The organism is Hyphomicrobium sp., from assembly GCF_019744875.1.
GTDB lineage: Bacteria > Pseudomonadota > Alphaproteobacteria > Rhizobiales > Hyphomicrobiaceae > Hyphomicrobium_C.
Window position 1 is genome coordinate 334,005 of sequence record NZ_JAIETU010000002.1, and the last position, 22,861, is coordinate 356,865.

The 22,861-nt window shown below is 63.6% G+C and carries 21 protein-coding genes and 1 tRNA gene; 12 read left to right on the forward strand and 10 right to left on the reverse strand.

Annotation, left to right across the window (positions count from 1 at the left end; genetic code table 11):
- The first annotated feature begins 3 nt into the window (after positions 1–3).
- The gene (locus tag K2Y42_RS01695) at positions 4–552 is read left to right on the forward strand and encodes a cytochrome b (protein WP_291147751.1); all 549 of its coding nucleotides are present in this window, start codon (positions 4–6) and stop codon (positions 550–552) included.
- Positions 553–617: 65 nt separating this feature from the next.
- On the opposite strand, the gene K2Y42_RS01700 is transcribed toward K2Y42_RS01695, so the two are convergent.
- Positions 618–693, reverse strand: a tRNA-Ile gene (locus K2Y42_RS01700).
- A gap of 485 nt (positions 694–1,178) precedes the next feature.
- Here K2Y42_RS01700 and K2Y42_RS01705 point away from each other — a divergent pair.
- The 4 genes from K2Y42_RS01705 to K2Y42_RS01720 all read left to right on the forward strand — a co-directional run bounded on the left by K2Y42_RS01705 (position 1,179) and on the right by K2Y42_RS01720 (position 6,193).
- The gene (locus K2Y42_RS01705) at positions 1,179–1,853 is read left to right on the forward strand and encodes a TetR/AcrR family transcriptional regulator (RefSeq protein WP_291147753.1); all 675 of its coding nucleotides are present in this window, start codon (positions 1,179–1,181) and stop codon (positions 1,851–1,853) included.
- 329 nt (positions 1,854–2,182) lie between these two features.
- A complete protein-coding gene (locus K2Y42_RS01710; protein ID WP_291147755.1) occupies positions 2,183–3,814 on the forward strand; it encodes an APC family permease in 1,632 nt (543 codons plus the stop codon).
- Positions 3,815–3,904: 90 nt separating this feature from the next.
- A complete protein-coding gene (glnT, locus tag K2Y42_RS01715) occupies positions 3,905–5,266 on the forward strand; it encodes a type III glutamate--ammonia ligase (RefSeq protein ID WP_291147758.1) in 1,362 nt (453 codons plus the stop codon).
- A 159-nt stretch (positions 5,267–5,425) separates the two neighbouring features.
- On the forward strand, positions 5,426–6,193 hold the full coding sequence (locus K2Y42_RS01720; RefSeq protein ID WP_291147760.1) for a creatininase family protein: 768 nt from the start codon (positions 5,426–5,428) through the stop codon (positions 6,191–6,193).
- 27 nt (positions 6,194–6,220) lie between these two features.
- Here K2Y42_RS01720 and K2Y42_RS01725 read toward each other — a convergent pair whose 3' ends face one another.
- The gene (locus K2Y42_RS01725) at positions 6,221–7,243 is read right to left on the reverse strand and encodes a phosphotransferase (RefSeq protein WP_291147761.1); all 1,023 of its coding nucleotides are present in this window, start codon (positions 7,241–7,243) and stop codon (positions 6,221–6,223) included.
- A gap of 94 nt (positions 7,244–7,337) precedes the next feature.
- Entirely contained in the window at positions 7,338–8,795 is a 1,458-nt protein-coding gene (locus K2Y42_RS01730) for a DUF4041 domain-containing protein (RefSeq protein ID WP_291147763.1), read from the reverse strand.
- Positions 8,796–9,048: 253 nt separating this feature from the next.
- On the opposite strand from K2Y42_RS01730, the gene K2Y42_RS01735 reads away from it, so the two are divergent.
- On the forward strand, positions 9,049–9,345 hold the full coding sequence (locus K2Y42_RS01735) for a hypothetical protein (RefSeq protein WP_291147765.1): 297 nt from the start codon (positions 9,049–9,051) through the stop codon (positions 9,343–9,345).
- Positions 9,346–9,357: 12 nt separating this feature from the next.
- On the opposite strand, the gene K2Y42_RS01740 is transcribed toward K2Y42_RS01735, so the two are convergent.
- The gene (locus tag K2Y42_RS01740) at positions 9,358–10,830 is read right to left on the reverse strand and encodes a PAS domain-containing methyl-accepting chemotaxis protein (protein WP_291147767.1); all 1,473 of its coding nucleotides are present in this window, start codon (positions 10,828–10,830) and stop codon (positions 9,358–9,360) included.
- Positions 10,831–11,316: 486 nt separating this feature from the next.
- Here K2Y42_RS01740 and K2Y42_RS01745 point away from each other — a divergent pair, with 486 nt between their 5' ends.
- From K2Y42_RS01745 to K2Y42_RS01755, 3 genes are all read left to right on the forward strand, one after another.
- Entirely contained in the window at positions 11,317–12,030 is a 714-nt protein-coding gene (locus K2Y42_RS01745; RefSeq protein ID WP_291147769.1) for an autoinducer synthase, read from the forward strand.
- A 185-nt stretch (positions 12,031–12,215) separates the two neighbouring features.
- On the forward strand, positions 12,216–12,485 hold the full coding sequence (locus K2Y42_RS01750; RefSeq protein WP_291147771.1) for a hypothetical protein: 270 nt from the start codon (positions 12,216–12,218) through the stop codon (positions 12,483–12,485).
- A gap of 237 nt (positions 12,486–12,722) precedes the next feature.
- Positions 12,723–12,992: a hypothetical protein gene (locus K2Y42_RS01755; protein WP_291147773.1), complete on the forward strand. Its 270-nt coding sequence runs from the start codon at positions 12,723–12,725 to the stop codon at positions 12,990–12,992.
- A 140-nt stretch (positions 12,993–13,132) separates the two neighbouring features.
- Here K2Y42_RS01755 and K2Y42_RS01760 read toward each other — a convergent pair whose 3' ends face one another.
- The 3 genes from K2Y42_RS01760 to K2Y42_RS01770 form a co-directional block, all read right to left on the reverse strand.
- Complete coding sequence (locus tag K2Y42_RS01760; RefSeq protein ID WP_291147775.1) at positions 13,133–13,615, reverse strand: cyclophilin-like family protein; 483 nt, start codon at positions 13,613–13,615, stop codon at positions 13,133–13,135.
- Positions 13,616–13,903: 288 nt separating this feature from the next.
- Positions 13,904–15,148 carry a beta-ketoacyl-[acyl-carrier-protein] synthase family protein gene (locus tag K2Y42_RS01765; RefSeq protein ID WP_291147777.1) on the reverse strand — a complete coding sequence of 415 codons (1,245 nt, stop codon included), beginning with the start codon at positions 15,146–15,148 and terminating at the stop codon, positions 13,904–13,906.
- 104 nt (positions 15,149–15,252) lie between these two features.
- The gene (locus K2Y42_RS01770) at positions 15,253–15,519 is read right to left on the reverse strand and encodes a phosphopantetheine-binding protein (RefSeq protein ID WP_291147779.1); all 267 of its coding nucleotides are present in this window, start codon (positions 15,517–15,519) and stop codon (positions 15,253–15,255) included.
- Between the two features lie 445 nt (positions 15,520–15,964).
- Here K2Y42_RS01770 and K2Y42_RS01775 point away from each other — a divergent pair, with 445 nt between their 5' ends.
- Positions 15,965–17,680: a long-chain fatty acid--CoA ligase gene (locus tag K2Y42_RS01775; protein ID WP_291147781.1), complete on the forward strand. Its 1,716-nt coding sequence runs from the start codon at positions 15,965–15,967 to the stop codon at positions 17,678–17,680.
- Between the two features lie 85 nt (positions 17,681–17,765).
- Complete coding sequence (locus K2Y42_RS01780) at positions 17,766–18,431, forward strand: GNAT family protein (RefSeq protein ID WP_291147783.1); 666 nt, start codon at positions 17,766–17,768, stop codon at positions 18,429–18,431.
- 20 nt (positions 18,432–18,451) lie between these two features.
- On the opposite strand, the gene K2Y42_RS01785 is transcribed toward K2Y42_RS01780, so the two are convergent.
- Positions 18,452–19,324 carry an intradiol ring-cleavage dioxygenase gene (locus tag K2Y42_RS01785; RefSeq protein ID WP_291147784.1) on the reverse strand — a complete coding sequence of 291 codons (873 nt, stop codon included), beginning with the start codon at positions 19,322–19,324 and terminating at the stop codon, positions 18,452–18,454.
- 27 nt (positions 19,325–19,351) lie between these two features.
- Between K2Y42_RS01785 and K2Y42_RS01790 the strand changes: the two genes are divergently transcribed.
- Complete coding sequence (locus K2Y42_RS01790) at positions 19,352–19,486, forward strand: hypothetical protein (protein ID WP_291147785.1); 135 nt, start codon at positions 19,352–19,354, stop codon at positions 19,484–19,486.
- Here K2Y42_RS01790 and K2Y42_RS01795 read toward each other — a convergent pair.
- Both K2Y42_RS01795 and K2Y42_RS01800 read right to left on the reverse strand, forming a co-directional pair.
- Positions 19,483–20,787 carry an acetyl-CoA C-acetyltransferase gene (locus K2Y42_RS01795; RefSeq protein WP_291147787.1) on the reverse strand — a complete coding sequence of 435 codons (1,305 nt, stop codon included), beginning with the start codon at positions 20,785–20,787 and terminating at the stop codon, positions 19,483–19,485. The two genes, K2Y42_RS01790 and K2Y42_RS01795, sit on opposite strands and share 4 nt — an antisense overlap.
- A gap of 43 nt (positions 20,788–20,830) precedes the next feature.
- A complete protein-coding gene (locus K2Y42_RS01800; protein ID WP_291147788.1) occupies positions 20,831–22,855 on the reverse strand; it encodes a 3-hydroxyacyl-CoA dehydrogenase NAD-binding domain-containing protein in 2,025 nt (674 codons plus the stop codon).
- Positions 22,856–22,861 lie beyond the last annotated feature (6 nt).

The window sequence follows — 22,861 nt, forward strand, 5'->3', positions numbered from 1 at the left end:
GCCATGTCCGCGACGCCCCGCGCATTTTCAGCGACAAGCATCGCGCTGCACTGGCTGGTTGCCGTGGGCATTCTCGGGATGATCGGGTTCGGCGTCTGGGTCGGCGCGATGGAGAGCGGTCCGGACAAGACCGCGGCGATCCAGATCCACAAATCGTGCGGCGTCCTGGTCGGGGCGCTGGCGCTCCTGCGGCTCGTGTGGCGCAGCCGTGAAGGCTTTCCCCCCGCCACGGCGCACGCGCCGGGCTGGGAGACGCGGGTCGCACGCCGCGTTCATGAGGCCATGCTGCTGCTGACCGTCGCCATCCCGGTGACGGGGATGTTGAAATCCGTGACGTACGCGCGTCCCGTCGAGGTGTTCGGCGCGCCGCTCATCCCCAAGCTGCTGTCTGAAAAGAACGTGCCGTGGAACGAGGCCGTCTCGCTCGCGCACTCGACGTTCGCCTACCTGCTGGCGGCAATCATCGTTCTTCACGTCGGCGCCGCCTTGAAGCATCACGTGGTCGATGGCGACGGCACGCTGTGGCGGATGATCAAGCCGGTGGCGCGTTGACGTTGCCGGGAAGACGTGCGGGGCGCCGCGCCGCGCGCTGGCCGGATTGCATCAACAGTCAAATTTGGTGGGCCCGCCAGGACTCGAACCTGGAACCAGGCGGTTATGAGCCGCCAGCTCTAACCGTTGAGCTACGGGCCCCCCGCAAACGGGGTGCGATGCCATCCCTGCGGCGGAAATAGCATATGTATTTCCGTCGCCTACCATAAATCGCTCGATTCGTCGTCACGCGTGCCGGGCCCGGTTTCGGATCAGGTGGCGGCGCGCCCTGTGACGTCCAGAAACTCATAGACCATGGCCGGGTTGAGGCCCGCGACGAGCGGCGGACCCTAGAAGCCGGGAGCCATCCCTGCAAGAGGGGGGCCCGCAAGAGGGATCAAATCGGCGCGCTCACGCGCCTTGGCGCGGCGCGGAACTTGCGGCCTGCGCGATCCTCCCAGCCGATAGCCGATGACAAACATCCGTTGGTTCATCCACTGCGTTTGCGGTGCCTCTCCCAGCACGTGCCCTGTTCCGCCTGGGTGAGCTTTCCTTTTTTGGCGAGTTGCGGCAGTAATCGCGGCAGGGGTTCAGGACGGCAACGTGCCGTTGCCTGCTGACGACACGTGCAAGACCGAGGACTGGAAATGACCACCAAGGCGGCGCCGAAAGAGGCCAAGCAGAGAGGGGCTTCGCAGAAAGGGGCCCAGCAGAAAGCGGCTGGGCAAAAGGAAGGCCTGCTGCGGCGTCAGGAAATTCTGTCGGCGGCCCTGAAGCTGTTTTCCGAGCGCGACTATTCGGCCATCACGATCAAGGACATCGCGCAGCTCGCGCAGGTCAATACCTCGCTCCTCTATTACTACTACGCCGACAAGGAGGCCCTGTTTCGGGCCGCGCTCGAGGAAGCCGTGGGCGCCGCCATGCGGAACTACGCCGAGATCGCCAGCAAGCACTCGGAACCCGTCGACCTCATCGACGACTGGTTCCAGATGCACGTGGAGCTGACCTCGGACATTCGCCGGCTCGTGAAAATCCTGATCGACTATTCGAGCTCGAGTTCGCAGACGCGCGTGCTGGATGACGTGGTGAGCAAGTTCTACGACGTCGAAACCGAGGTTCTCTCCAAAGCCATCCGGCGCGGTCAGCGCCTGGGGCTGTTCAACAACGTATCTCCGCAGACGGCCGCGATGTTTGCCTCCATGCATCTCGATGGCGTGATGGTCCGCTCCATCATCCAGCCGCAGCTCAACGTGCCCGCGGCCATCGCCGCGTTCCGCACCGCTTTCTGGGCTTACGTGGGCTACGATCCGAAGAAGGCCTAACAGCCGGCCCGGCCGCAGCAGCCGCGCATCGGCTGCACTCCCCTCCTTCCGCGCTTCTTCGCCGGCGCGCACCGTTCGCGCTTGCGAACACCGATGGTGCATCGCTTTGCGGGCCCTCCGCTCCGCGTTTTCCACCCTCGCTCCGCTTGTTGCTCGCTCATCGCTGGTCGCTGGCGGCGCTTACTTGTGCGCAAATCTCTGCGCCGGAGACGGGCCTCTTCGTATTTGATTGACTAGTCAATCAATGGCTGGCAAGTTTGTCGCACTTAGGGAAGAAGCGAGATTGCGGACAGAGCAACAAAAGGGGCCGTCCGCACAGGGGAGGAACGATGACGGATACGACGCTACCGCAAGTACCCGCGCGTTCGGCAGAGGGCGCGACTTCGCACTCTCTCGTCCGCACGCTGAATTGGACCCACGCATTTTGGTTCGCCGCCGGCACACCGGCTCTCGTGTTGTTCTCGGTCGGTGCCATTGCGGCCACGGTCGGCAACATCTCGCCACTGGTCTGGACGATCTCGATCATCTTCGGCTTCCTGCAAGCCTTCACGTACGCCGAGATCTCGTCGATGTACCCGCACAAGTCGGGTGGTGCCTCTGTCTACGGCGCGCTCGCCTGGGTGCGTTACGGCAAGATGCTCGGCCCGATCTCCGTGTGGTCGAACTGGTTCTCGTGGACGCCCGTGCTCGCAATCGGCACCGGCTTGGGCGCCGGCTACATTCTCAATCTCTTCTTTCCGGCCGATCATCCCGTTCAGACGTGGCAGATCACCCTGCTCTCACTCGACTTTCTGAAGTCCGGCCTGACCCTTCGCATCAACTCGGTGTTCGTGCTCGGCTGGATCCTCGTGCTCATCGTCTTTGCGGTGCAGCACCGCGGCGTACTGAAGGCCGCGAACCTTCAGAAGCTGCTCGCCATCACGGCGCTGGCGCCCTTGATCATCATCGGCCTCTCGCCCTTCTTCACCGGCGGCTTCTCGTGGGCGAACTTCGAGCCGTTCGTGCCGCTCGCACGCGACGCTGCCGGAAACCCCATCGCGGGTGAGTGGAACATGGCCGGCTGGACCGTATTCGCCGGTGGCCTGTTCATTGCCGGCTGGTCGACCTACGCCTTCGAGACTGCGGTCTGCTACACGCGGGAGTTCCGCAATCCGGGTCGCGATACGCCGCTGTCTCTCATCGCCGCCGGCATTCTCTGCCTGGTCGTGTTCTCGCTCGTACCGTTCGCCTTCCAAGGCGCGTTGGGGCTCTCGGGCATGCTCGACCCCGGCATCTACAGCGGCATGGGCGTGGCCGACGCCATGGCGGGCATCATTGGCGCAGGCCCCGTCATCACGAAAATTCTCATCGTGATGCTGATCCTGGCGCTTCTGCTGACCGTCAGCATGTCAATGGCGGGCTCGGCTCGGACGCTCTACCAGGGCTCCGTCGACGGCTGGCTGCCGCGCTACCTCGGACGCGTGAACAGCCACGGCGCGCCCGTTGCGGCAATGTGGACCGACCTCGGCTTCAACATGCTGCTGCTCATGATGTCGGACTATGTGTTCCTGCTGGCGATCGCCAACGTGAACTACATGATCTTCAACTTCCTCAACCTGCAATCCGGCTGGCTGCATCGCATCGATCGGCCGGAGATGGCACGGCCCTACCGCGCTCCCACCATCATTCTCGCGATCGGTGCGGTACTCGGCTTCGTCAACCTGCTGCTGCTCGGCATGGGCGCCAATATCTGGGGGCCCGGCACGCTCGCAGCCGGCTTCGCAGTCGCGGTGATGATCATCCCGGTGTTCGCATTCCGGCACTACATCGTCGACGGCGGGAAGTTCCCGCACCAGACGTTCGAAGACTTCGCCGGAGTGGATCAAAGCGAGGTCAAGACGCGCGCCGGTCTGCTGCCCTACCTGACGCTCGCCGTCGGGGCCGGCGTGATCGCGATCGGATACTCACTCGCCCAATATTGAACCTGACAACACTCCCCCTCGCGGGAGAGGCGCACGGCGCATCTCTCCCGCGGGGATACTGAAACCACTCTGACCTTCAACGAGGACGTTATGACAACAGTAACCGACAGCGCCATCGCAACCCTGATGAAGAAACTGGAAAGCGCGGGCGTCAAGTTCATGCTTCCGAGCTACGTCGACATGCACGGCGTATCGAAAACCAAGGTCGTGCCGCTCGCACATCTCCAGGACATGGTCGACGGATCGGAACTGTGCACGGGCGCGGCACTGGACGGCGTTCCGCAGGATGTCAGCGACGAAGAGGTGTCGTCGCATCCGGATATCCGGTCGGCAACCGTCCTTCCCTGGGCGAACGACGTGGCCTGGTTCGCGAGCGACCTGTGGTGCGGCGGACAGCCGTTCGAGCCCTGCAGCCGCAACATCCTGCAGCGGCAGTTGGCCAAGGCCGACGAGATGGGCTACGGCGTCAACCTCGGCATCGAGGCCGAATTCTTCGTGCTCAAGGACGACGAGAAGATTGGCTTCAAGCCGCTTTCGGACCGGCAGAACCTCGCGAAGCCCGCCTACGACGTGTCCCGCTGCATGGACAACAGCGGCTGGCTGTTCGAGCTCGTCAACGCGATGAACGACCTGGGCTGGGATGTCTATTCGCTCGACCATGAGGACGGCATCGGGCAGTTCGAGATCGATTTCCGTCACGCGGATGCGCTAACGATGGCGGATCGCTTCACCTTCTTCCGCCTCATGGCGCACGAGATCGCGCGCAAGCACGGCGGGTTCGCGACATTCATGCCGAAGCCCTATGCGGATCGCGCAGGAAGCGGCGCTCACTTCAACATGTCGCTTTCCGACAAGGCGACGGGCAAGAACCTGTTCGTCGCGAAGGACGATCCGCGCGGCTGCAAGCTGGGCGAACTCGGCTACCACTACATCGCCGGCATCCTGAAGCACCTGCCCGCCATCAGCGCCGTGGTTGCGCCGACCGTGAACAGCTACAAGCGGCTCGTGCTCAAGGGCAGCATGTCCGGCTTCACGTGGGCCCCCGTGTTCCTCTGCTACGGCAACAACAACCGCACCAACACGGTGCGCGTGCCCAAGAGCGGCGGCCGCGTGGAGCTGCGCGTCGCCGACAGCGCGTGCAATCCCTACCTGGGTGCTGCGCTGACGATTGCGGCAGGCCTCGAAGGCGTGCGCGATCGCCTCGATCCGGGCGAGCCGCACAAGGACAACATGTATCTCAAGACACCGGAAGAGCTGGCCGCGCTCGGCGTGTCGCAGCTTCCGGGGTCGCTCTCCGAAGCGCTCGATGCCTTCGAAGCGAACCCGCTCTGCAAGCAGGTGTTCGGCGATGCCATGTTCAAGTCCTGGCTCGAGTTCAAGCGCGAGGAATGGCACTCGTACACGAACCACATCTCGGAATGGGAAGTGAAGCGCTACCTCAAGTTCTTCTAAATCCGGAAGCTCTACTAAATCCAGACTGGGAGACGCAGTTTTTGCTCCCCTTGTTTTCTGCGTCTCCTTCTTTTCTCGATCGTCATGCGCGCGGCGGCCTTGCGGGCCCTCGCGCGCATGCGACCCGTTCGCCACGTACGATGCATCAATAGGACCAACATGATCTGGGCCGAGCGCACTTGGACTGAAATTCCCGGCGATCTCGAAGCTGCGAACTACACGGCGCTGCTTCCGGTCGGCGCAACCGAGCAGCACGGCCCGCACCTCGGGACCGGCATGGATACGGCGATCGGCGATCCGCTCTGCCGGAAGGCTGCCGAGCGAACCGGCGCGCTCATGCTGCCGACCCTGCCCTACGGCTGCTCTCTCGGGCACAGCCGCCGCTGGCCCGGCACCATTTCGCTCCAGCCGATCACGCTCATCACGGTCGTCAAGGAGATCGGCGATTGGGCCTACGCCAGCGGCGTGCGGCGGCTCATCATCGTCAACAGCCATGTCACGAACGCCGCGCCACTGCGCTGCGCGCTCGAAATGCTGCGTGCCGAGCACGACGACCTGATGGTCGCGATCGTCAACTCGCCCCACATCAGCGACCGCGTGCGCGCGGCCCATTTCAGCGATGGCGACGACTGGCACGCCAATCGTGCTGAAACCGCGGTGATGATGGCGGTCGCGCCCGAAATGGTGCGCGAGGCGCTGGTTGCGTCGTCGGACGACCCGGACCGCACGGCCGGGCTTCTGTTTTCTCATCCCGTGAACAGGACAAGCCTCAACGGCGTGACGGGAACGCCCAGTCTCGCGACCCGCGCCGAGGGCGAAGAGCTGTTCGGTTGGATGGTCGAGGATCTGGTCGCTCTCATCAAGCGCGCGATGTTCGAGCAGCCGCCGCTGCCGCATGGCTACGACAGCAACGCCTCCGGCGGGTGATCGCAGAGACCTCCATGCCGATGCTCCTCAGCCCTGCTGGTTCGCCACGCTGCGCTCGGCTTGCGTGAGGTACGCATCTGCAAGCTGGACGGTCATGTCGGTGAAGGCGCTGCCGAGCGCCTGAGCCGTCGGCGTTTCGGCATGACTCGCGATCCACGCGGTCAGCAGGATGCGCCGGAGCAGGATGAAGGTCGGCAGGAACGCGACATCTTCCTCTGCGAGTGGCGCGACCGTGCGATAGCCTTCGACCCATGCATCCTGAAGTGCGGGCACAATGGGGTCTTCCTCGAAGAAGCTCACGGCGGCTGCGAAATCGTACATGAACCAGCTGAACCCGCAGTCGTCGAAATCGATGACGCCCAGGCGGTCGCCGTCGACGAGGAGGTTGTCGAGGCGGAGATCGGCGTGAACGAGGCCGAAGCGCTCCGGCCCCTCGCCGTAGCGCGTGAGCTTCTCGTCCAGCACGCGGCAGGCCCGACCGAGCGTAGCTCTGCCGTCCGCCGTCAGCCCAAGTGCGTCTCGCCAGTCGCCCCATAGCGGCCGCGATCCCAGCATCGCCTCGTAGTTCCAGACTTTGCGGCGGAATTCCGCGGGGCGCCGCCAGGCGCGGGAGTGGGCGTGAAGGCGCGCGCTGATCGCGCCGAGCTCCCTGAACGCGGGGACGATGCTCTCCGCCCGCGTGTCCGGCTTCGCTCCGCTCATGAATTCGAACGCGACGACGCGGCGCGCGGCGCCCGCGGCCTGCATGACCGCGATGGCGTCCCCGTTCCCGCACGGCAGAGGCTTCGGCGTGGTGACGATGCCGTCGCGCCGGAGTGCGTGAATCCAGGCGAGCTCGGATTCGATTTCGGTGCGGCTGTGATAGCCCGGCCGATGCACTCTCAGAATGACCGGATGGCCGGTCTCGGGATCGACAGCCTTGAAGGTGGCGTTCTCGGAGAGGTTCAAGGTCGTGATAGAGGCGTGCGGGGGGAGCCCCCACTCATGGGCCGTTGCGACGAGGCCTTGGCGGAGTTGTTCGACAAACGCATCTTCGTAGAGACCTGCCATCCTTCGCGCCCTGGTTGCCTGCTCCGTTGCCTGTCAAACGCAGTTTGTTTTCGACGAGCGGAACTCAAGCAGCGTTGCGTGGGCACATCTTGCGTCAAATCGCGACGGGCAGCAAACTTGCCCCATACTCATGCGCGCTTGCCAGTGCGGCTTGGCGGCGGGATACCGTTTCCCGATACTCCTGCGCTTCAATGTCCCTAAAGAACGGTGCAGCGGGAGCCAGCTTTCGCACGGCATCCTCAACTTCGGCGAGCGACACGCGAAAGAACTCCTTGCGGACATTACGGGTGTTGATGCGCTGCAATTCAAATGTGGCGTGTAGGGCGCGTTCGAGTGCAGGCGCGTTGTCGCTGTAGATAATTGCGTGCGTGTCGAATACGAACGGTACACTCGCGTCCCCCAACTCCTTTACGCGGTCGAGGGGATCAAGTCTTCGCGTAAGTCCAATTTTGACGACGTCCTCACCGAACGAGCCGACGTTCGAGATGATGTAGACATAGCCGGAACTCGTTCTCTCTGCCATTGCTTGAGCCCTTGCGGCCTTGGCCCGCGCTTCCGCCAGATCCCTCTCAAGGAGTTTTATCTGCTCACCGAACGCTTCGAGTTTTTGCCCGGTCACACTTGCGGCCTCGGCAGAGGCTTTCGCCAGCAGCTTTTCATAGTGTTCTTCGTCTCGCCGAGCTTCCTCCATATCTCGAAGCAATCGCTGCTCCTCTCGGGCCAGTCGCGCCGCTTCAGTGCGTTCCTCTCGCTCTTCCTTCAGCTTTTCGCGGCACTCGTGCGTTAAGCGCAACTCACGAAGCTTCAGCGTCAAGTAGTCTGCGGTGATCGTGATAGCATTCGACTCGTTGAGCTTGTCGATTTGCTCCTTTGCGCGAACAATGCGCTTCTCCATAGCATTGACGTTGTTCCACCGTGTATTTGCTATCGCTGCGTCGCATTCATTGTTGAAAGCACGCATGGTCAGCCGGATGTTCCGACCGGTCATTGTCTTACCCCTCGCGACGCTTCCGTCGACTGTCCATTTCGTCGAGCAAACGACTGCGATCTCCTGGGAAATGAGTTTCTTCTGGGCAGACCTGACGTCGATGATTGCGGCTTTGAATTGTTCGCTGTCTGTGAAATCGAAGTGGGGCTCGTAGACGCCCAACTCGGCGAACGCGAGCTTTTCGTCGAAGATGGCGACCTCTGCTACGAGCCGATCGTAGATCTGCCTCTTCTCAATGTAGTTGCGTTGGAGGAGTTCAATTTCACCCTGCAACTCTCTAGCGCGAACTCCCGACTCGTGGGTACGCGCCATCTGTGCATCGGCAAACGCGTTCGCTCTACTCTGCACCACATTCGCTTGAGAGTTCGCATCGACGAGGATTTTCTTCGCTGTCCAATCCGCCTCTTTGAGAATGCGCTCAGCCTCCACGTCCGCATCGAGAACGACGCTAAATCTTTCTTCGACAGCCAGTCGAGATTTTCGCTCGTCGCCGCAAACAATGAACGCCATGACCGCAGTCGCAATCACGCTGGCGAGCGGAAGAAATTCCAGAACAGTTCCCATATTGGCGTGCCCCCACGCAGTCCGACATTCAGTGTTCTTCGCATTGCGTGGGGAGCTCGTCGACAAAGAATGATACTTCGCCAACTGCCAAATTTGGCCGTCCATAAACTTTGGGGCATGCGCCCGCAGTGCAACTTTGTTGGTGAAATCTCACTCTGCCGCTGATTTTGATGTGGATCATGGTCGCCGCGTGCGTTGGCAGATCCGGCCGAAGCGCTAGTCTCGTGCTGTCATCACATGCGCGGAGGCAGACATGCTCGATACGCACTTGGCTGACGACCCGGCATTGCGGTGCGAGGCGCTCTTCGATCGCATCGCCGCCACGCCCATCGGGCAGAACCCGCACACGCTCAAAGTCGCGCTTGCCGAATGCGATGCGCTCGAGCACGCCATCGACAGCCCGTCCATGGTCTGCAAGCTGCGGGACATGCGCCATTGGCTGCGTCTGGCCTACGGTCACGCATTGCACAGCTATCCCGAGGATGCGCTGCGCGACATCCTGCTCAACGCGATCGCCGGCTTCGGCGGCGCGGTGCGAGCCGGGCGCTGAGCAGCCGCACTGCTACGCGACGAGCGTCTTGGACGCCTCGACGACTGCGCGCGCGGCGACGCTGGCCGCTTCCGTCGCGCCGGCGATCTTGCTCATGTTGTCGGTGATGGCTTGCACGCCGTGAGACGCCGTCAGCATGTTCGACGAGATTTCCTGGGTGACGGCGCCCTGCTCCTCGATGGCGGCGGCGATGCCCGTCGAAATGTCGTTGATCGAATTGATGACGGTGGTGATTTCCTGGATCGCGGCGACGGCATCGCTCGTGCCGGCCTGAACGGTGCCGATCTGAGAGGCGATCTCGGCCGTGGCCTTCGCGGTCTGGCTGGCCAGGGTCTTCACCTCGGAGGCGACGACGGCAAATCCCTTGCCGGCTTCGCCCGCGCGCGCCGCCTCTATCGTGGCGTTGAGGGCGAGAAGGTTGGTCTGCGAGGCAATCGTGTTGATGAGGCTCACGACCTGGCCGATGCGATCGGTCGAGACGGCAAGCCCGCTCACGATCTCGTTCGTCCTTTTGCCGAGCATCACAGCCTGGTTCGTGATCTGAGACGCCTGATCGACGCGGCGGCCGATCTCGCGCACGGATGACACCAGCTCTTCGGCGGCGGACGCCACGGCCTGGACGTTGCTCGACGTGGCCGAGGACGCCGTGAACGCGCCGGACACCTCTTGCGTCGTGTCGGCAATCGCCTTCGTGACCTTGCCCAGGTCCACGTCGATGGTGCGCTTGAGGCTCGTCTTGAGGGCCACCTGCGCGGTGATGTCGGTGCAGAATTTCACGACCTTGAACGGGCGGCCCGAGGCATCGAAAATTGGGTTGTAGGTGGCCTGCAGCCAGATCTCCTTACCGGCGCGGGTCTGGCGCCTGTATTCCCCGGACTGGAACTCGCCGCGCTTCAGAGCCTGCCAGAACGCCGCGTAGGCCGCCGTCTGGCGATCCGCCTCGGCGACGAAGATGCGATGGTGGCGCCCGACGATCTCCTCGAGCGCGTAGCCGACGGCACCGAGGAAATTTGCGTTCGCGCTCTGAATGTTGCCGTGGAGATCGAAATGGATGACGGCATTGGATTTGCCGATGGCCGCAATCTGGCCTTCCAGTTCGGCCGCATGCTGCCTGCGGGCGGTGATGTCCGTGCAGAACTTGACGACCCGGTAGGGCTTGCCGCCGGCGTCGACCAGCGGGTTGTAGGTCGCCTGGATCCAGATTTCCTTGCCGCCCTTGCCGACCCGCAAGAACTCGCCCGACTGGAATTCGCCCCGGTTCAGGTTGGCCCAGAATTTCGCGTAGTCGGGGTGGGAGCGCTGGTCGGCCGGCATGAACATGCTGTGATGCTTGCCCTGGATTTCGCCCAGGCTGTAGCCGACTGCACCGAGGAAATTCGCGTTGGCGGTCACGATCGTGCCGTCCAGATTGAACTCGATGACAGCCTGCGATCTGTCGAGGGCATCGAGCTTTGACTGCAGTTCATTGGTCTTTTGGCTGAACATTTGGACGCCTTCCCGCTGGAGACGATGCTCGGGTGTTCAGGCGATCGCAGCGCACAATACTGCGTCGACTGTCAATGCACCTGAAAATTGCGTACAAGAATGTCCGATTCCGGATAATTTGGGGTTAAGAAATTTTCCCACCTCCGAATTTTTCAACCTGAAACACTCAGAAAATATTGGAAATTGGTCTAATGACTAAACTTTAGTCAGACGACTGTATGTTTTTGATTTGGAACGCCTTCTGACCCTTTTGCTTCGATTTGTCGCAACCCTAGGTTTTACTCAGCTCGGGCCTGGCGAGCCGATATCGTCGAAGAAGATTTCCGGACCGCACGCGGTGTTGAGGTTAAAATTATCGTTGCCCGTCAAATGCGTGACATTCGGTCTCAACTTCAGTGGTTTGAGTGTTAGGGGAACTCAATTATCTGGTAAGGTGTTTGCACACAACTGAACGTCCGTTTGCGCTTCCAACCTCGAGACCTTCCATTGAAAACTCATGCCTTGCGAGATGCCGCACCGGTGGAAGCGGCCCAGTCGGATGGTGTTGTCACCACCCAATGGTATTCGACCCTGGACAACCGGCGCGAAGCCTTCGCCCTTCGCCATCGCGGATATGTTCACGCAGGTCTGATCGAAGCATCGCCGTTCGGAATTTACTCTGACGTCTACGATGAGCTGCCGACCACGGTTGTCGCCGGGCTTTTCCGCCGTGGCGCCTGTGTCGCGACGCTCCGCCTGAGCTTCTACACGCCGGGCACGCAATCGGCCGCTCTGCCATGCGAGAAGGTCTATCCGGAAGTTCAGGGCATCAAGGACAACGCGCAGGGGCTCGTCGTCGAGCTGTCGCGCCTGTCGATCGATCCGGACATCACCAACACGCGCTACCGCGCACGCCTCTATGCGGCCGCCATTCGCGCCGGCGTGACGGCCTGCGTGGCCATGGATGCGCGCCACCTCCTCGTTGCCACCCAGACCAAGTGGCAGTCGTTCTACCAGCATGTCATGGCGTTCAAGGCGCTCGGGCCGCCGCAGTTCTATCCGCCGGGCGATGTTCCGGTCGTTCTGCTCGGCCGCGCGCTCGATGACGACCTGAAGCGCCGCATCTCGAAGAACATGTTCTTCAAGATCGACGATGCAGAACTGGAAGAGCTCAAGACGCTGCTTCCGAGCCTGATCGCCCCGACGCAGGTCGCGGTCTAGGCCGCGTTCAGCCCTCCTGATCGCTGTGATCGAGCGGCGCCAGCGCGCCGCCGTGCGTGTTGTTTCACTGTGTTTTGCGTTCGTTGTGAGGTGGTTCCGGGCGGAACAGCGCTCGTGCGCGTTCCGGGCGATCATCCTCGCATCAACCCGGCGCCAAGGCGACGCCATACGGTGGAGAGACCCAGATGACCACGATCCGCAACCTCGTCGCCGGCGCAGTCACCCTCGGCGTTCTCCTCGCGTCCAGCCAGGCCGGCGCCGTCAGCCTCAGCGTCAAGCTCGCCTGCGCCGCCGACTACCACGCCCATTGCAGCATGCACGCCCCCGACTCCCCCGGCGTCCGCAAGTGCATGCGCGCCGTCGGCCGCAATCTCTCGCAGGGCTGCATCGGCGCTCTCGTGGCGGCCGGTGAGGTCTCCAAGTCGACCGTCCAGCGCAAGGTCGCCGTCAAGTAAGGCGCTTCGCCCAGCCGGGCCCGGAGCGCCGGGTCCACGCACGCTCCGCACCGCCCTCAAAGTTGTATCAGTCTCTCAAGGAGTGCTTTCCGACCGCGGACCGCCGCACTCCCCCGCCCTTACTTTTTTGCCGATGTCTTCGCTTTTTCCATCCGCGTTCCCAGAGGAACAGCGGCCAGGGCCGTTTGGGCGCACTCTCTCCTCATCGGACACACACTGGCAACGGAGAGAACGCCAATGACCAAGATCCAGAACATCCTCGCAGCAAGCATCACCCTCGGCGCGCTTCTGGTTTCGAGCCAGGCCGGCGCCGTCAGCCTCGGCGTCAAGCTTGCCTGCGCCGCCGACTACCGCGCTCACTGCAGCATGCATGCTGTCGGCTCTCCCGGCGTCCGCAAGTGCATGCGCGCCGTCGGCCGTAACCTCTCGCAGGGCTGCATCAGCGCCCTCGTAGCCGCCGGCGAAGTCTCCAAGTCGACCGTCGAGCGCAAGGTCGCCGCCAAGTAAGGATCGGGACAAGTTGCAGAGGCTCAACCCGCAACTTCGACAAATCGACGGCCCGACACTCTGAATCAGAAAATCCGGTGCGGCTCTCCACGCACCGGCTTTTTCAATGAAAAGCGGAATTCCGGGATGAGCGCTTGCCTTCACCCGCTCGCGTCGTCGGCCGGACACGCATCGGCCTGCAGCCGGCCCTGACGTCCCGCACAAACGAGCGGGGCAGCCGAAGCGTGGCCCTGCCATGCCGGCTCGCTGAACTCGGCTTCCATCACGGTGATGTCTTCGCCCGCATACACGCTCCGGAGCTGGTCGACATCGTCGATGGCAATGGCCCAGACGTTACATTTGCTGGTGAACCGGATCTCGCCGCGCTTCGAGATGGGGGTCGCGCCGAACCCGATGGTGATTGCGTCGCCGTCCGGCCAGAAGGCGATCTCACCTTTGTTGATGACCGCGCGGGCATCCGGCTCGATATCAGGGGAGAGGGACGTGCGGAAGTAGACCTCGCGGCCCCAGGTCTGGACGGCGCCGTGCATCGGCAGCGCATCCCAAATGCGATCCGCCGTCGGCGTCGGCAGCAGCCGAGCCCGGATCGTCACCTTTCCTGCCTTGATGACTATGTGCCGCATCAAAGCCTCCCAAGCCCTCGCCGTGACGGCTTATTTTTCGCCCATCCAGACATTAACCGAGCCGCAAGCGATCCGGTTCCAAGTGGGCGCCGCGGAGAACGCCATTTTGTGGCGCGCACTGCGCGGCTTCGATTTTATCGTGGCCGTCAACCCTACCATCTCACCTGGAGCGGCGTCCTTCAAGAGGGTGACGGCCTCGTCCGCGTTCGCCCACACGTTAAGAGGCGCGGAAGACTGGTATCTCCCGCGCCTCAGAACAGTACACAACGATCAGACTTCAGAGGCAGCTCAGGCGGGTGGCGGGCCGAACACCACAACGGCGTTCAGGCCGCCGAACGCGAACGAGTTCGACATCGCGTAGTTGACCTTCATGCTCCGCCCGACGTTCGGGACGTAGTCGAGGTCGCACTCCGGATCGGGCTCGTCGAGGCCGATGGTGGGGGGAACCCAGCTCTCCTGCATGGCCTTGATGCATGCGACGGCCTCGATGCCGCCGCCCGCGCCCAGCGGATGGCCGGTCATCGACTTGGTCGACGAGATCGCGAGCTTCGAGGCGGAGTTCTTGAAGACCTCCTTGATCGCCCTCGTCTCGTTGATGTCGTTGTCCTTGGTCGCCGTGCCGTGCGCGTTCAGGTAGTCGATCTCTGACGCCTCGATCCCGGCATCGTCGAGCGCCATCTGCATGGCGTAGCTCGGGCCTTCGACCGTGGGCTTCACCATGTCCTGGCTGTCGGAGGCCATGCCGTAGCCGACGAGCTCGGCAAGGATGGTCGCGCCGCGGCGCTTGGCATGCTCATACTCTTCCAGCACCAGGATGCCGGCACCCTCGCCGAGCACGGTGCCGTTGCGCTTCTTGGCGAACGGGAAGCAGCCCTGCGCCGACAGCACGTGCAGCGCCTGCCAGGCTTTCATGGTGCCGTAGTTGATGACCGATTCCGAGGCGCCGCAGATGGCGACATCCACCAGGTCGTTCTTGATGTAATCGCGTGCGAGGCCGATGGCGTGCGTCGCGGTCGAGCAGGCCGAGCAGGTCGCGAACGTCGGGCCCTTGATGCCGAATTCGATACCGACGTGGGCCGACGCCGACGAGCCGATGATGCGCAGGAGCGTCAGCGGGTTGGTGGCGCGCTTGTTGTGAATGAACAGGTCGCGGTAGGCCGTTTCGAAGGTCGTCAGGCCGCCGGCGCCCGAGCCGATGATGCAGGCCGCGCGGTAGGGGTTTTCGACCGGGAACTCGATGCCCGACTGGCGCACGGCTTCCTCGGCGGCGGCCGCGGCAAACCACGAGTAGCGGTCGGCGTGCACGATGATCTTGTCGCGCTTGAAGTTCTTGAGGCGGACCTTGGGATCGAAATCCTTGATCTGGGCCGCGATCAGAATCTTGAGGTCTTCGAGCGGAAAGCCGCCGAGTTCGCTCACGCCGGACTTGCCGACCTTCACGCTCTCCCAGAACTCAGAGGTATTGAGGCCGATCGGCGTAACCACGCCAACGCCCGTCACGACCACACGACGTGTGCCGTTGCCTTTTGCCATGGATTATCAATCCTAAGATCTGGGCAAGCCCAGCCACGTTCAAATACGGGCCGCCTTGACCGGCAGCCCGCTATTCGCGCAATCGAGGACCTTACGGCTGGCCGTTAGGCCTTTGCAGCAGCCGGGCCAGCGGCCATCAGGCCCTTAACCTTGTCGACCACCGAGCCGACAGTCTTGAAGTCGCCAACGTCTTCGTTCGCGTTGTAGGGGATCTCGATCCCAAAGGTGTCTTCGATATCGAAAACAATCATCGCAAGGTCTAACGACTCGATCTTGAGATCCGTCAAAGCGGTCGTGAGCGAGATATCGTCCCTCGGCTCTTTCATGTGCTTCTTGAGGATTTCAATGATTTTGGTTGCGACTTCGTCCATCTCGCTCTCCACACCCTGCCAAACTTGACTTGCAGGGACCCCGGTTGTCTTTCACTTAAGTCTTGAAGCACTTAAGTAAAGCAAGGCTGCAATCGTCACAAGCTTGGGCGTCACATATCCTTAAACCGGCCTGAAGTCCAGCCAACGGGCTATTTCGCCCGAGGCCGTCCGGCCAGGCCGTCTCATCTCAGATCTTCAAACGCCGCGAAGTTCCACACGACACAGGCCCTCACCTCATAGGCCCTCACCTCTCGCGTCTTTGTGGGGCGCGCACTAGGCGAAAGCCGAAAAAGTGTGTTCTATGGCAATGCGGCGTTCTGCGTCACGGACAAGTTACAACTAATGCTTGCCGGGTGGATAGTGAAGCCTCGGCCACGCTGCGCGACACGCAGACGCGGCCGAAATTGCACGCTTCCGCTCGTAAAAAAACGCGGGGAGCACACGGATGGCTGACGGGACGGCTCAAGACACCCCCCTTGCCGATTATGCGTGGATCAAGAGCTATCCCGCTGGGGTTGCTTGGGATTTAGACACCGAGGTCAAGCCGCTCCATCACCTCATCGAGGACGCAGCCGCCACCAGCCCGAACAATCCGTGCACGACGTTCCTGGGCCGCACGCTGACCTACGCCGAGATCGGATCATTGGTTGCTCGCGCCGCCGCCGGGCTGCAGCAACTGGGCGTCGTGAAGGGCACCAAGGTCGGCCTCTTCCTGCCGAATACGCCCACGTTCGTCGTCTACTATTACGCGATCCTCAAGGCGGGCGGTGTCGTCGTCAATTACAATCCTCTTTACACGCTCGATGAGCTGACCTTCCAGACCAAGGACAGCGAAACCGAGTTGATGGTGACGCTCGACCTCAAGGTGCTGTTCGACAAGGTCGAGGCCCTGATCGCCAACAACACGCTCAAGGGCGCCGTCATCTGCTCGTTCCCGGCGCTGCTGCCGGCGACGAAGGCGATCCCGTTCAAGCTGTTCAAGTCGAAAGAGCTGGCGCGGCCCCACTCGTCACGCGTGCGCGACCGCCTGCGGCTCGAGGACGAGGTGCTGACCGACGCGGCCACGTTCACGCCGGTTGCGGTCGAGGCCGAGGACGTCGCCGTCATCCAATATACGGGCGGCACGACGGGCACCCCCAAGGGGGCGATGCTGACGCACGCGAACCTCTACATCAACGTGCAGCAAATCGGAGCCTGGGCGCCCGAACTCGTCTACGGCAAAGAGAAGTCGCTGGGCTGCCTGCCCTTCTTCCACGTCTTCGCGATGACAGTCGTCATGAACCTCGGCGTGAAGTATGCCGCCGAGCTGTTCCTGATGCCGCGCTTCGTGCTCAACGACGCGCTCGACCTGATCCACAAGAATAGGCTTACGGTGCTCGCGGGCGTGCCGACGTTGTTCAACGCCATGCTGAACCATCCGCGCATTTCGAGCTACGACCTGACGTGCCTCAAGTTCGTGCTCTCGGGAGGGGCGGCGCTGCCGGCCGAGGTCAAGCAGGCGTTCGATGCCGCCACCGGCTGCTGCGTCGTCGAGGGCTACGGCCTCTCCGAAGCCTCGCCCGTCGTGACCTGCAATCCGCTCGACGGGTCGGCGCCGCGCGGGGCAATCGGCCTGCCATTGCCGCGAACGGTTCTCACGCTGCGCGACCTGACAGACCCGACGCGCGAGGTTGCCCGCGGTGAGCGCGGCGAGCTTTGCATCGAGGGCCCGCAGGTGATGCGCGGCTACTGGAACAAGCCGGCCGAGACCGCGGCCCAGTTTGCGGGGCCCTGCCTGCGCACCGGCGACGTCGGGATCATGGACGAGAACGGGTATTTCTTCATCGTCGACCGGATCAAGGATCTCATCATCTGCTCGGGCTACAACGTCTATCCGCGCAGAATCGAAGAGGCCTTGTACGAGCATGCGGCCGTCGAGGAAGCGGTCGTCATTGGCATCAGCGACAAGTATCGCGGCGAGGCGCCCAAGGCGTTCGTGAAGCTCAAGGCCGGGCAGGAGGCCACGCGCGCCGCGCTGATGGCGCATCTGGAAACCAAGATCTCAAAGCTCGAAATGCCGGTCGACATCGAGTTCCGTGACACGCTGCCGAAGACCATGATCGGCAAGCTGTCGAAGAAGGAGCTCAAGGCCGAGGAAGTCCAGGGCGGCCGGAAAGGCTAGGGCGCGCCTCTCCTGTCATCCATCGCGGAAGGGCGACGGCCACTCACCCCACCGCGCCATCTCACCACGCTGCTCCAGGTCACGCATGACGACGGATCTCTCAAGCTGGACGGGCGCGCCGCGCCCCGCACGCACGTCCCTGCACGGGCGCTATGCGCGCCTCGAGCAGCTCGAAGCGAGCTTGCACGGCGACGCCCTTTACGCATCGGCGCGGGAGCCGGGCGCGGACGAGCGTTTCCGTTTTCTGTTCGACGATCTACCCGCCGACCGGGCCGCGTTCGATGCCTGGCTCGCCAAGGCCGCCTCAACACCCGATCCGCTCTTCTTCGCTGTGATCGACGCTGCCACCGGGCGGGCGGAAGGCCGCCAGGCCCTCATGCGGATCGAGCCCAAGCACGGCGTGATCGAGATCGGCAGCATTCTCTGGGGGCCGCGGATCGCGCGCACGCGCGTCGCGACGGAGGCGCTGTTTCTGGCCGCGCGCCACGTGTTCGACGATCTCGGCTATCGCCGCTTCGAATGGAAATGCGACGACCGCAACGAACCCTCGAAGCGCGCGGCGCTCCGTTTCGGCTTCACGTTCGAGGGCGTGTTCCGCCAGCAAATGGTCGCCAAGGGGCAGAACCGGGACACGGCCTGGTTCGCGATGCTCGACCGCGACTGGCCGCGCCTCAGAGCGTGCTACGAGGCGTGGCTCGCGCCGGAGAATTTCGACGCTTCCGGCCAGCAACGCCAGCCGCTCGCGACCTGACGGCCGCAGACATTCGCCGGTCAACCCTCGCTGCCAGGAACGATCGAACCGCGACTGCGGGGCTGCGCCGGCGCGCCTTCCGGACCGCGCGGTCCTGGGGCGCCGCCGGGCGGTGGCCCCATGCCGGGAGGACCAGGGGGTGGGCCGGGCGGACGTCCGAACCCTGCGCGCTCAGGCCCCGCGGCACGGTCAACGCCGATCACCAGCGTCGCGACATACGCGTCGGCCTCCTCGCGCAGGCTCACGAAGGAAATGTGGTCTTCGTCGGCGCGGGCGATGAAGTCCGTGCTGTTGAGCGTGTCGCGCTTGGACGAGCGCGCATTGTAGGGCGCGATGTTGGCGAAGATGTATTCCGCGAGCGCATCCGGGAAGTACATCTGCCCTGTCAGCATCGATTTCTCGTCGAGCAGCACCTTGAAATGGATGTGCGTGGTGCGGCCGCGATACCAGCCGGGGAAGATCGTCTTGAATGAGACTTCGCCGGTTGCGCTCGTCGTCTGTGTGCCGCGCAGGAATTTTTCACCCTTGGTCGAGATTTCCCGGTCGTCGCCCTGCCCGTCATAGCCGGAATACTGGCCAGTCGCGTCACAGTGCCAGACATCTACGCGCGCGGCGGGGATCGGCTGGCAGGTAGCGCCGTCCGTCACCTGGATGAGAAGCCTGAGCGGCACGCCCGGACGGCCTTCGGTGATATCTTCGCGGACAAGGGCGGGATCGAAATAGAACGGGCCTTCGACCATGCGCGGCGTCATGCGGCAGACGTTCGCGAGTTGGGGGACGGCGACCGGCCCTGCCGCTTCCGCTGTCGCCGTACGGGCGCTTGCTAACGCCGCGGCGCCGCCCGCGAACCCGGTCAAGGCTGCGCGCCGCGACACGTTTTTCTCTGCTGTCATGATTGTCCCCTGTCTGCACGCGTCGCTGTGGCGGCCGTCGATACGGCAACCGCCATCACGGCAGTCAGTCATGCCGCGACGATCATGGGCAACAACGCAGCAGGCGGGCAATATCCGGCGCTCGCCGAAATGACCTCGGTGACGCAGGTGCAATTCGGCTAGGCGGCAACCCGGGCTTCGGCGCGGTTGGCGCTTTCGAGGATCGCTGCCACGCCCATGCCGCCCGCCGTACAGACGGAGATCAGGCCGCGACCGCCGTGCTCCGACAGGAGCTTCGACAGGTTGGCGAGCACGCGCGCGCCGGTCGCGGCGAACGGATGGCCGAACGCCAGCGACGAGCCCTTGACGTTGAGCTTGGCGCGATCGATCGCGCCGAGCGGGGCGTCCTTGCCGAGGTGCGTCTTGCAGTAGAGCGGATCCTCCCACGCTTTGAGCGTGGCCAGAACCTGGGCCGCGAAGGCTTCGTGGATCTCGTAGTAGTCGAAATCCTGCAGCGTAAGATGCGCGCGATCGAGCATGCGCGAGACGGCAATCGTCGGCGCCATCAGCAGGCCCTCGCCGGCCGCGAAATTGTTGGCCGAGCTTTGCGAGTACGTGAGGTACGATTGCAGTGCGAGACCGTGCTTTGCCGCCCATTCCTCGCTACATAGCAGCACGCAGGCCGCGCCGTCCGTCATCGGCGTCGAGTTTGCTGCCGTCAGCGTGCCCTTGTCGGATTTGTCGAAGGCGGTCTTGAGCGTCGCGAGCTTGTCGAGGCTCATGTCCTCGCGCAGGTTGTTGTCGCGGAACACGCCGGCGGTCGGCACGATCAGATCGTCCATGTAGCCCGAGCGATAGGCCTCGGCGCCCTTGCGGTGGCTCTCGAAGGCAAAGCGGTCCTGCTCCTGGCGGCCGATCTTCCATTCACGCGCCATCAGCTCGCAATGCTGGCCCATGGTGAGGCCGGTGCGCGGCTCGGCGACGTTCGGCGGCTGGGGGGCGAGCTCGCTCGGACTGAAGCCCTTGAACACGCGCACGCGGTCCATTAGCGTTTTCTGCTGGCCGACCTGGATCAGGCGGGTCGAGAATTTCTTCGAGAACACGATCGGCGCGTCGGACGTCGTGTCGGAGCCGACGGCGATGCCGCATTCGATCTCGCCGGAGGCGATCTTGGCGCCGATCATGGCGGCGGCCTGCAGGCTCGTGCCGCACGCCTGTTGGAGCGTGATGCCCGGTGTCGAGGGCGCAAGCTTGGTGCCGAGCACCGCCTCACGCGTCAGGTTGAAGTCCTTCGAGTGGGTGACGACCGCGCCGCCGACGACCTCGTCGATGTGCACGCCCTTGAGCCGGTACTTGTCGACGAGGCCGTTCAGCGCCGCCGTCATCAGATCGAGATTGGACAGATCGGCATACAGGGTGTTTGAGCGGCAGAACGGCGTGCGCACGCCGCCTACGATGCCGATCCGCCGCAAAGTTCCAGCCATGCTTGTCTCTCCTCTGTCCGCCCGCGCAGCGCGAGCGCGACTGCTATTCCGCCGCTTCGCGCGTTGCCGCGCTCTGGTTCTGCTCGCTCGCCTTGAAGTGCAGGGGCCCGCCCCGGAAGGGCGCAAAGCCGGTGCCGAATATGACGCCGGCATCGACCAGATCCGCGCTTTCCACCACGCCGTCGTCGAGGGCGCGCTGCGATTCCCGGATCAGGGGTTCGACCAGCTCGCGGCCGAGCCGTTCGAGCTCGATCGCCGAATAAGTTTTTTCCGCTTTCTCGGGCTTGCCGTCCTTCCAGACGTAGAAGCCCTCGCCCGTCTTCTTTCCGAGTTTCTTCGAGTCCACGAGGCGCTGCAGCATGGAGCCCTCCGGCGACAGGCCGAGGATGCGCCCGACGTGCGCGCAGACATCCAGGCCGACGTTGTCGGACAGCTCGATGGGGCCCATCGGCATGCCGAAAGCGCGGGCGGCTTCGTCGATCTTTTCCTTCTCCTCGCCCTTTTCCAGACGCGCCATCGCTTCCATCATGTAGGGCGCGAGCACGCGGTTGACGAGGAAGCCCGGGACGCTCTTGGTCACGAGTGGGAACTTGCCGATGGCGGTGACGAAGGTTGCACCCTTCTTCACCTCGTCCTCGCGGCTTTGCGCCCCGCGCACGACCTCGACGAGCGGCATCTGAGCCACGGGATTGAAGAAGTGGATGCCGATCAGGCGGCCGGGATCCTTGAGCGGGGCGGCGATGGCCTCGATCTCGAGCGACGACGTGTTGGTGGCCAGCACGGCGCCCGGCTTGATCACGCCCTCAAGCTCCGCAAACAGCTTCTGCTTGACGTCGAGACGTTCGACGATGGCCTCGATGATGATGTCGGCGCGCGACGCGCCGGCGCCCGTGGGATCGGCGATCAGGCGCGCCTTCGCGGCCGCCTTCTCGGCTTTGGTCTTGAACTTGCGCGAGAACAGTTTGCTCTGTGCCTTGATGCCCTTTTCGATGACCTCAGGAGAGAGATCCTGAAGGGTCGCCTCCATGCCCGAGGCGACGCACCAGCCGGCGATGTCGGCGCCCATCGTGCCTGCGCCGATGACGTGCACGCGCAGCGGCTTCCACTTCTGGTCTTTCGGGGCCTGCGCCTTGAGCAGCTCGGACAGCTTGAAGACGCGGCGCAGATTGCGCGACGTGTCCGAAATCAGCAGCGGCGCGAAGTAGCGCGTTTCCGCCGCCTTCATCGCGTCGAGGTCGCCGCCGTGCAGCTCGAACAGATCGATCAGCCGGAAGGGCGCGGGATAGTGCGCCTCGCGCGCCTTCTTCTTGGTCTCGTCGCGCATTTTCTTGGCGAGCAGCGCGCGGGCGGGCCAGCGCGTCAGCAGTGATTGGGCGAGACCTGCGGGCTTCGACTTGCGCTTTTTCTGCACGGCGCGGCGCGCGGCCCAGCGGAGCGCGCTGCGGCTGGCGACCAGTTCATCGACGAGACCTAGGGCGCGCGCACGCGAGGCGCCGATCATGGAGCCCGTCAGCATCGCCTGCATGGCGGCCACGGGGCCGGCCTGGCGGATCGAGCGGGCGGTGCCGTGCCAGCCTGGGAAAATGCCGAGCTTGACCTCGGGGAAGCCGACCTTGGTCGAAGGATCACGGGTCGCGATACGATAGTGGCAGGCGAGGATCAGCTCGAAGCCGCCGCCGACGCAGACGCCGTGGATGCCAGCGACGACCGGGATCGACAGGCGCTCGATGCGGTCGAACAGCGCCAGCACCATGCCGAGGCGGTCGAGCACCTGGGCTTCCGTGTCGAAGCTGTCGAACTCGTTGATGTCGGCGCCGACGATGAAGCCCTTCTCCTTGCCGGAGAGGATGACGAGGCCGCACATGGTGCGACGGCGCGCGCCTTCCTCGGCCCAATCGATGATCGCCGACAGCTCCTGCAGGGGCCGCGTGCCGAGCGCATTGGCGCTTGCGCCCTCGCGGTCGAAGATGGCCCAGCCGATCCCCTCCTGATCGACCGAGAAATGCCAGTCGCGAAACGCGAGGGTGCTCGCGGGCGCGTCTTCCGTTCTCTCGCCGTCGTCGGACATCGGGTG

Coding starts and splice junctions, on each gene's coding strand:
- K2Y42_RS01705 (WP_291147753.1), top strand. CDS start 1,179: ATGACCACCAAGGCGGCGCCGAAAGAGGCCAAGCAGAGAGGGGCTTCG.
- K2Y42_RS01755 (WP_291147773.1), top strand. CDS start 12,723: ATGACCAAGATCCAGAACATCCTCGCAGCAAGCATCACCCTCGGCGCG.
- K2Y42_RS01725 (WP_291147761.1), bottom strand. CDS start 7,243: ATGGCAGGTCTCTACGAAGATGCGTTTGTCGAACAACTCCGCCAAGGC.
- K2Y42_RS01795 (WP_291147787.1), bottom strand. CDS start 20,787: ATGGCTGGAACTTTGCGGCGGATCGGCATCGTAGGCGGCGTGCGCACG.
- K2Y42_RS01695 (WP_291147751.1), top strand. CDS start 4: ATGTCCGCGACGCCCCGCGCATTTTCAGCGACAAGCATCGCGCTGCAC.
- K2Y42_RS01720 (WP_291147760.1), top strand. CDS start 5,426: ATGATCTGGGCCGAGCGCACTTGGACTGAAATTCCCGGCGATCTCGAA.
- K2Y42_RS01780 (WP_291147783.1), top strand. CDS start 17,766: ATGACGACGGATCTCTCAAGCTGGACGGGCGCGCCGCGCCCCGCACGC.
- K2Y42_RS01775 (WP_291147781.1), top strand. CDS start 15,965: ATGGCTGACGGGACGGCTCAAGACACCCCCCTTGCCGATTATGCGTGG.
- K2Y42_RS01760 (WP_291147775.1), bottom strand. CDS start 13,615: ATGCGGCACATAGTCATCAAGGCAGGAAAGGTGACGATCCGGGCTCGG.
- K2Y42_RS01800 (WP_291147788.1), bottom strand. CDS start 22,855: ATGTCCGACGACGGCGAGAGAACGGAAGACGCGCCCGCGAGCACCCTC.
- K2Y42_RS01750 (WP_291147771.1), top strand. CDS start 12,216: ATGACCACGATCCGCAACCTCGTCGCCGGCGCAGTCACCCTCGGCGTT.
- K2Y42_RS01770 (WP_291147779.1), bottom strand. CDS start 15,519: ATGGACGAAGTCGCAACCAAAATCATTGAAATCCTCAAGAAGCACATG.
- K2Y42_RS01710 (WP_291147755.1), top strand. CDS start 2,183: ATGACGGATACGACGCTACCGCAAGTACCCGCGCGTTCGGCAGAGGGC.
- K2Y42_RS01785 (WP_291147784.1), bottom strand. CDS start 19,324: ATGACAGCAGAGAAAAACGTGTCGCGGCGCGCAGCCTTGACCGGGTTC.
- K2Y42_RS01735 (WP_291147765.1), top strand. CDS start 9,049: ATGCTCGATACGCACTTGGCTGACGACCCGGCATTGCGGTGCGAGGCG.
- K2Y42_RS01730 (WP_291147763.1), bottom strand. CDS start 8,795: ATGGGAACTGTTCTGGAATTTCTTCCGCTCGCCAGCGTGATTGCGACT.
- K2Y42_RS01765 (WP_291147777.1), bottom strand. CDS start 15,148: ATGGCAAAAGGCAACGGCACACGTCGTGTGGTCGTGACGGGCGTTGGC.
- K2Y42_RS01740 (WP_291147767.1), bottom strand. CDS start 10,830: ATGTTCAGCCAAAAGACCAATGAACTGCAGTCAAAGCTCGATGCCCTC.
- glnT (WP_291147758.1), top strand. CDS start 3,905: ATGACAACAGTAACCGACAGCGCCATCGCAACCCTGATGAAGAAACTG.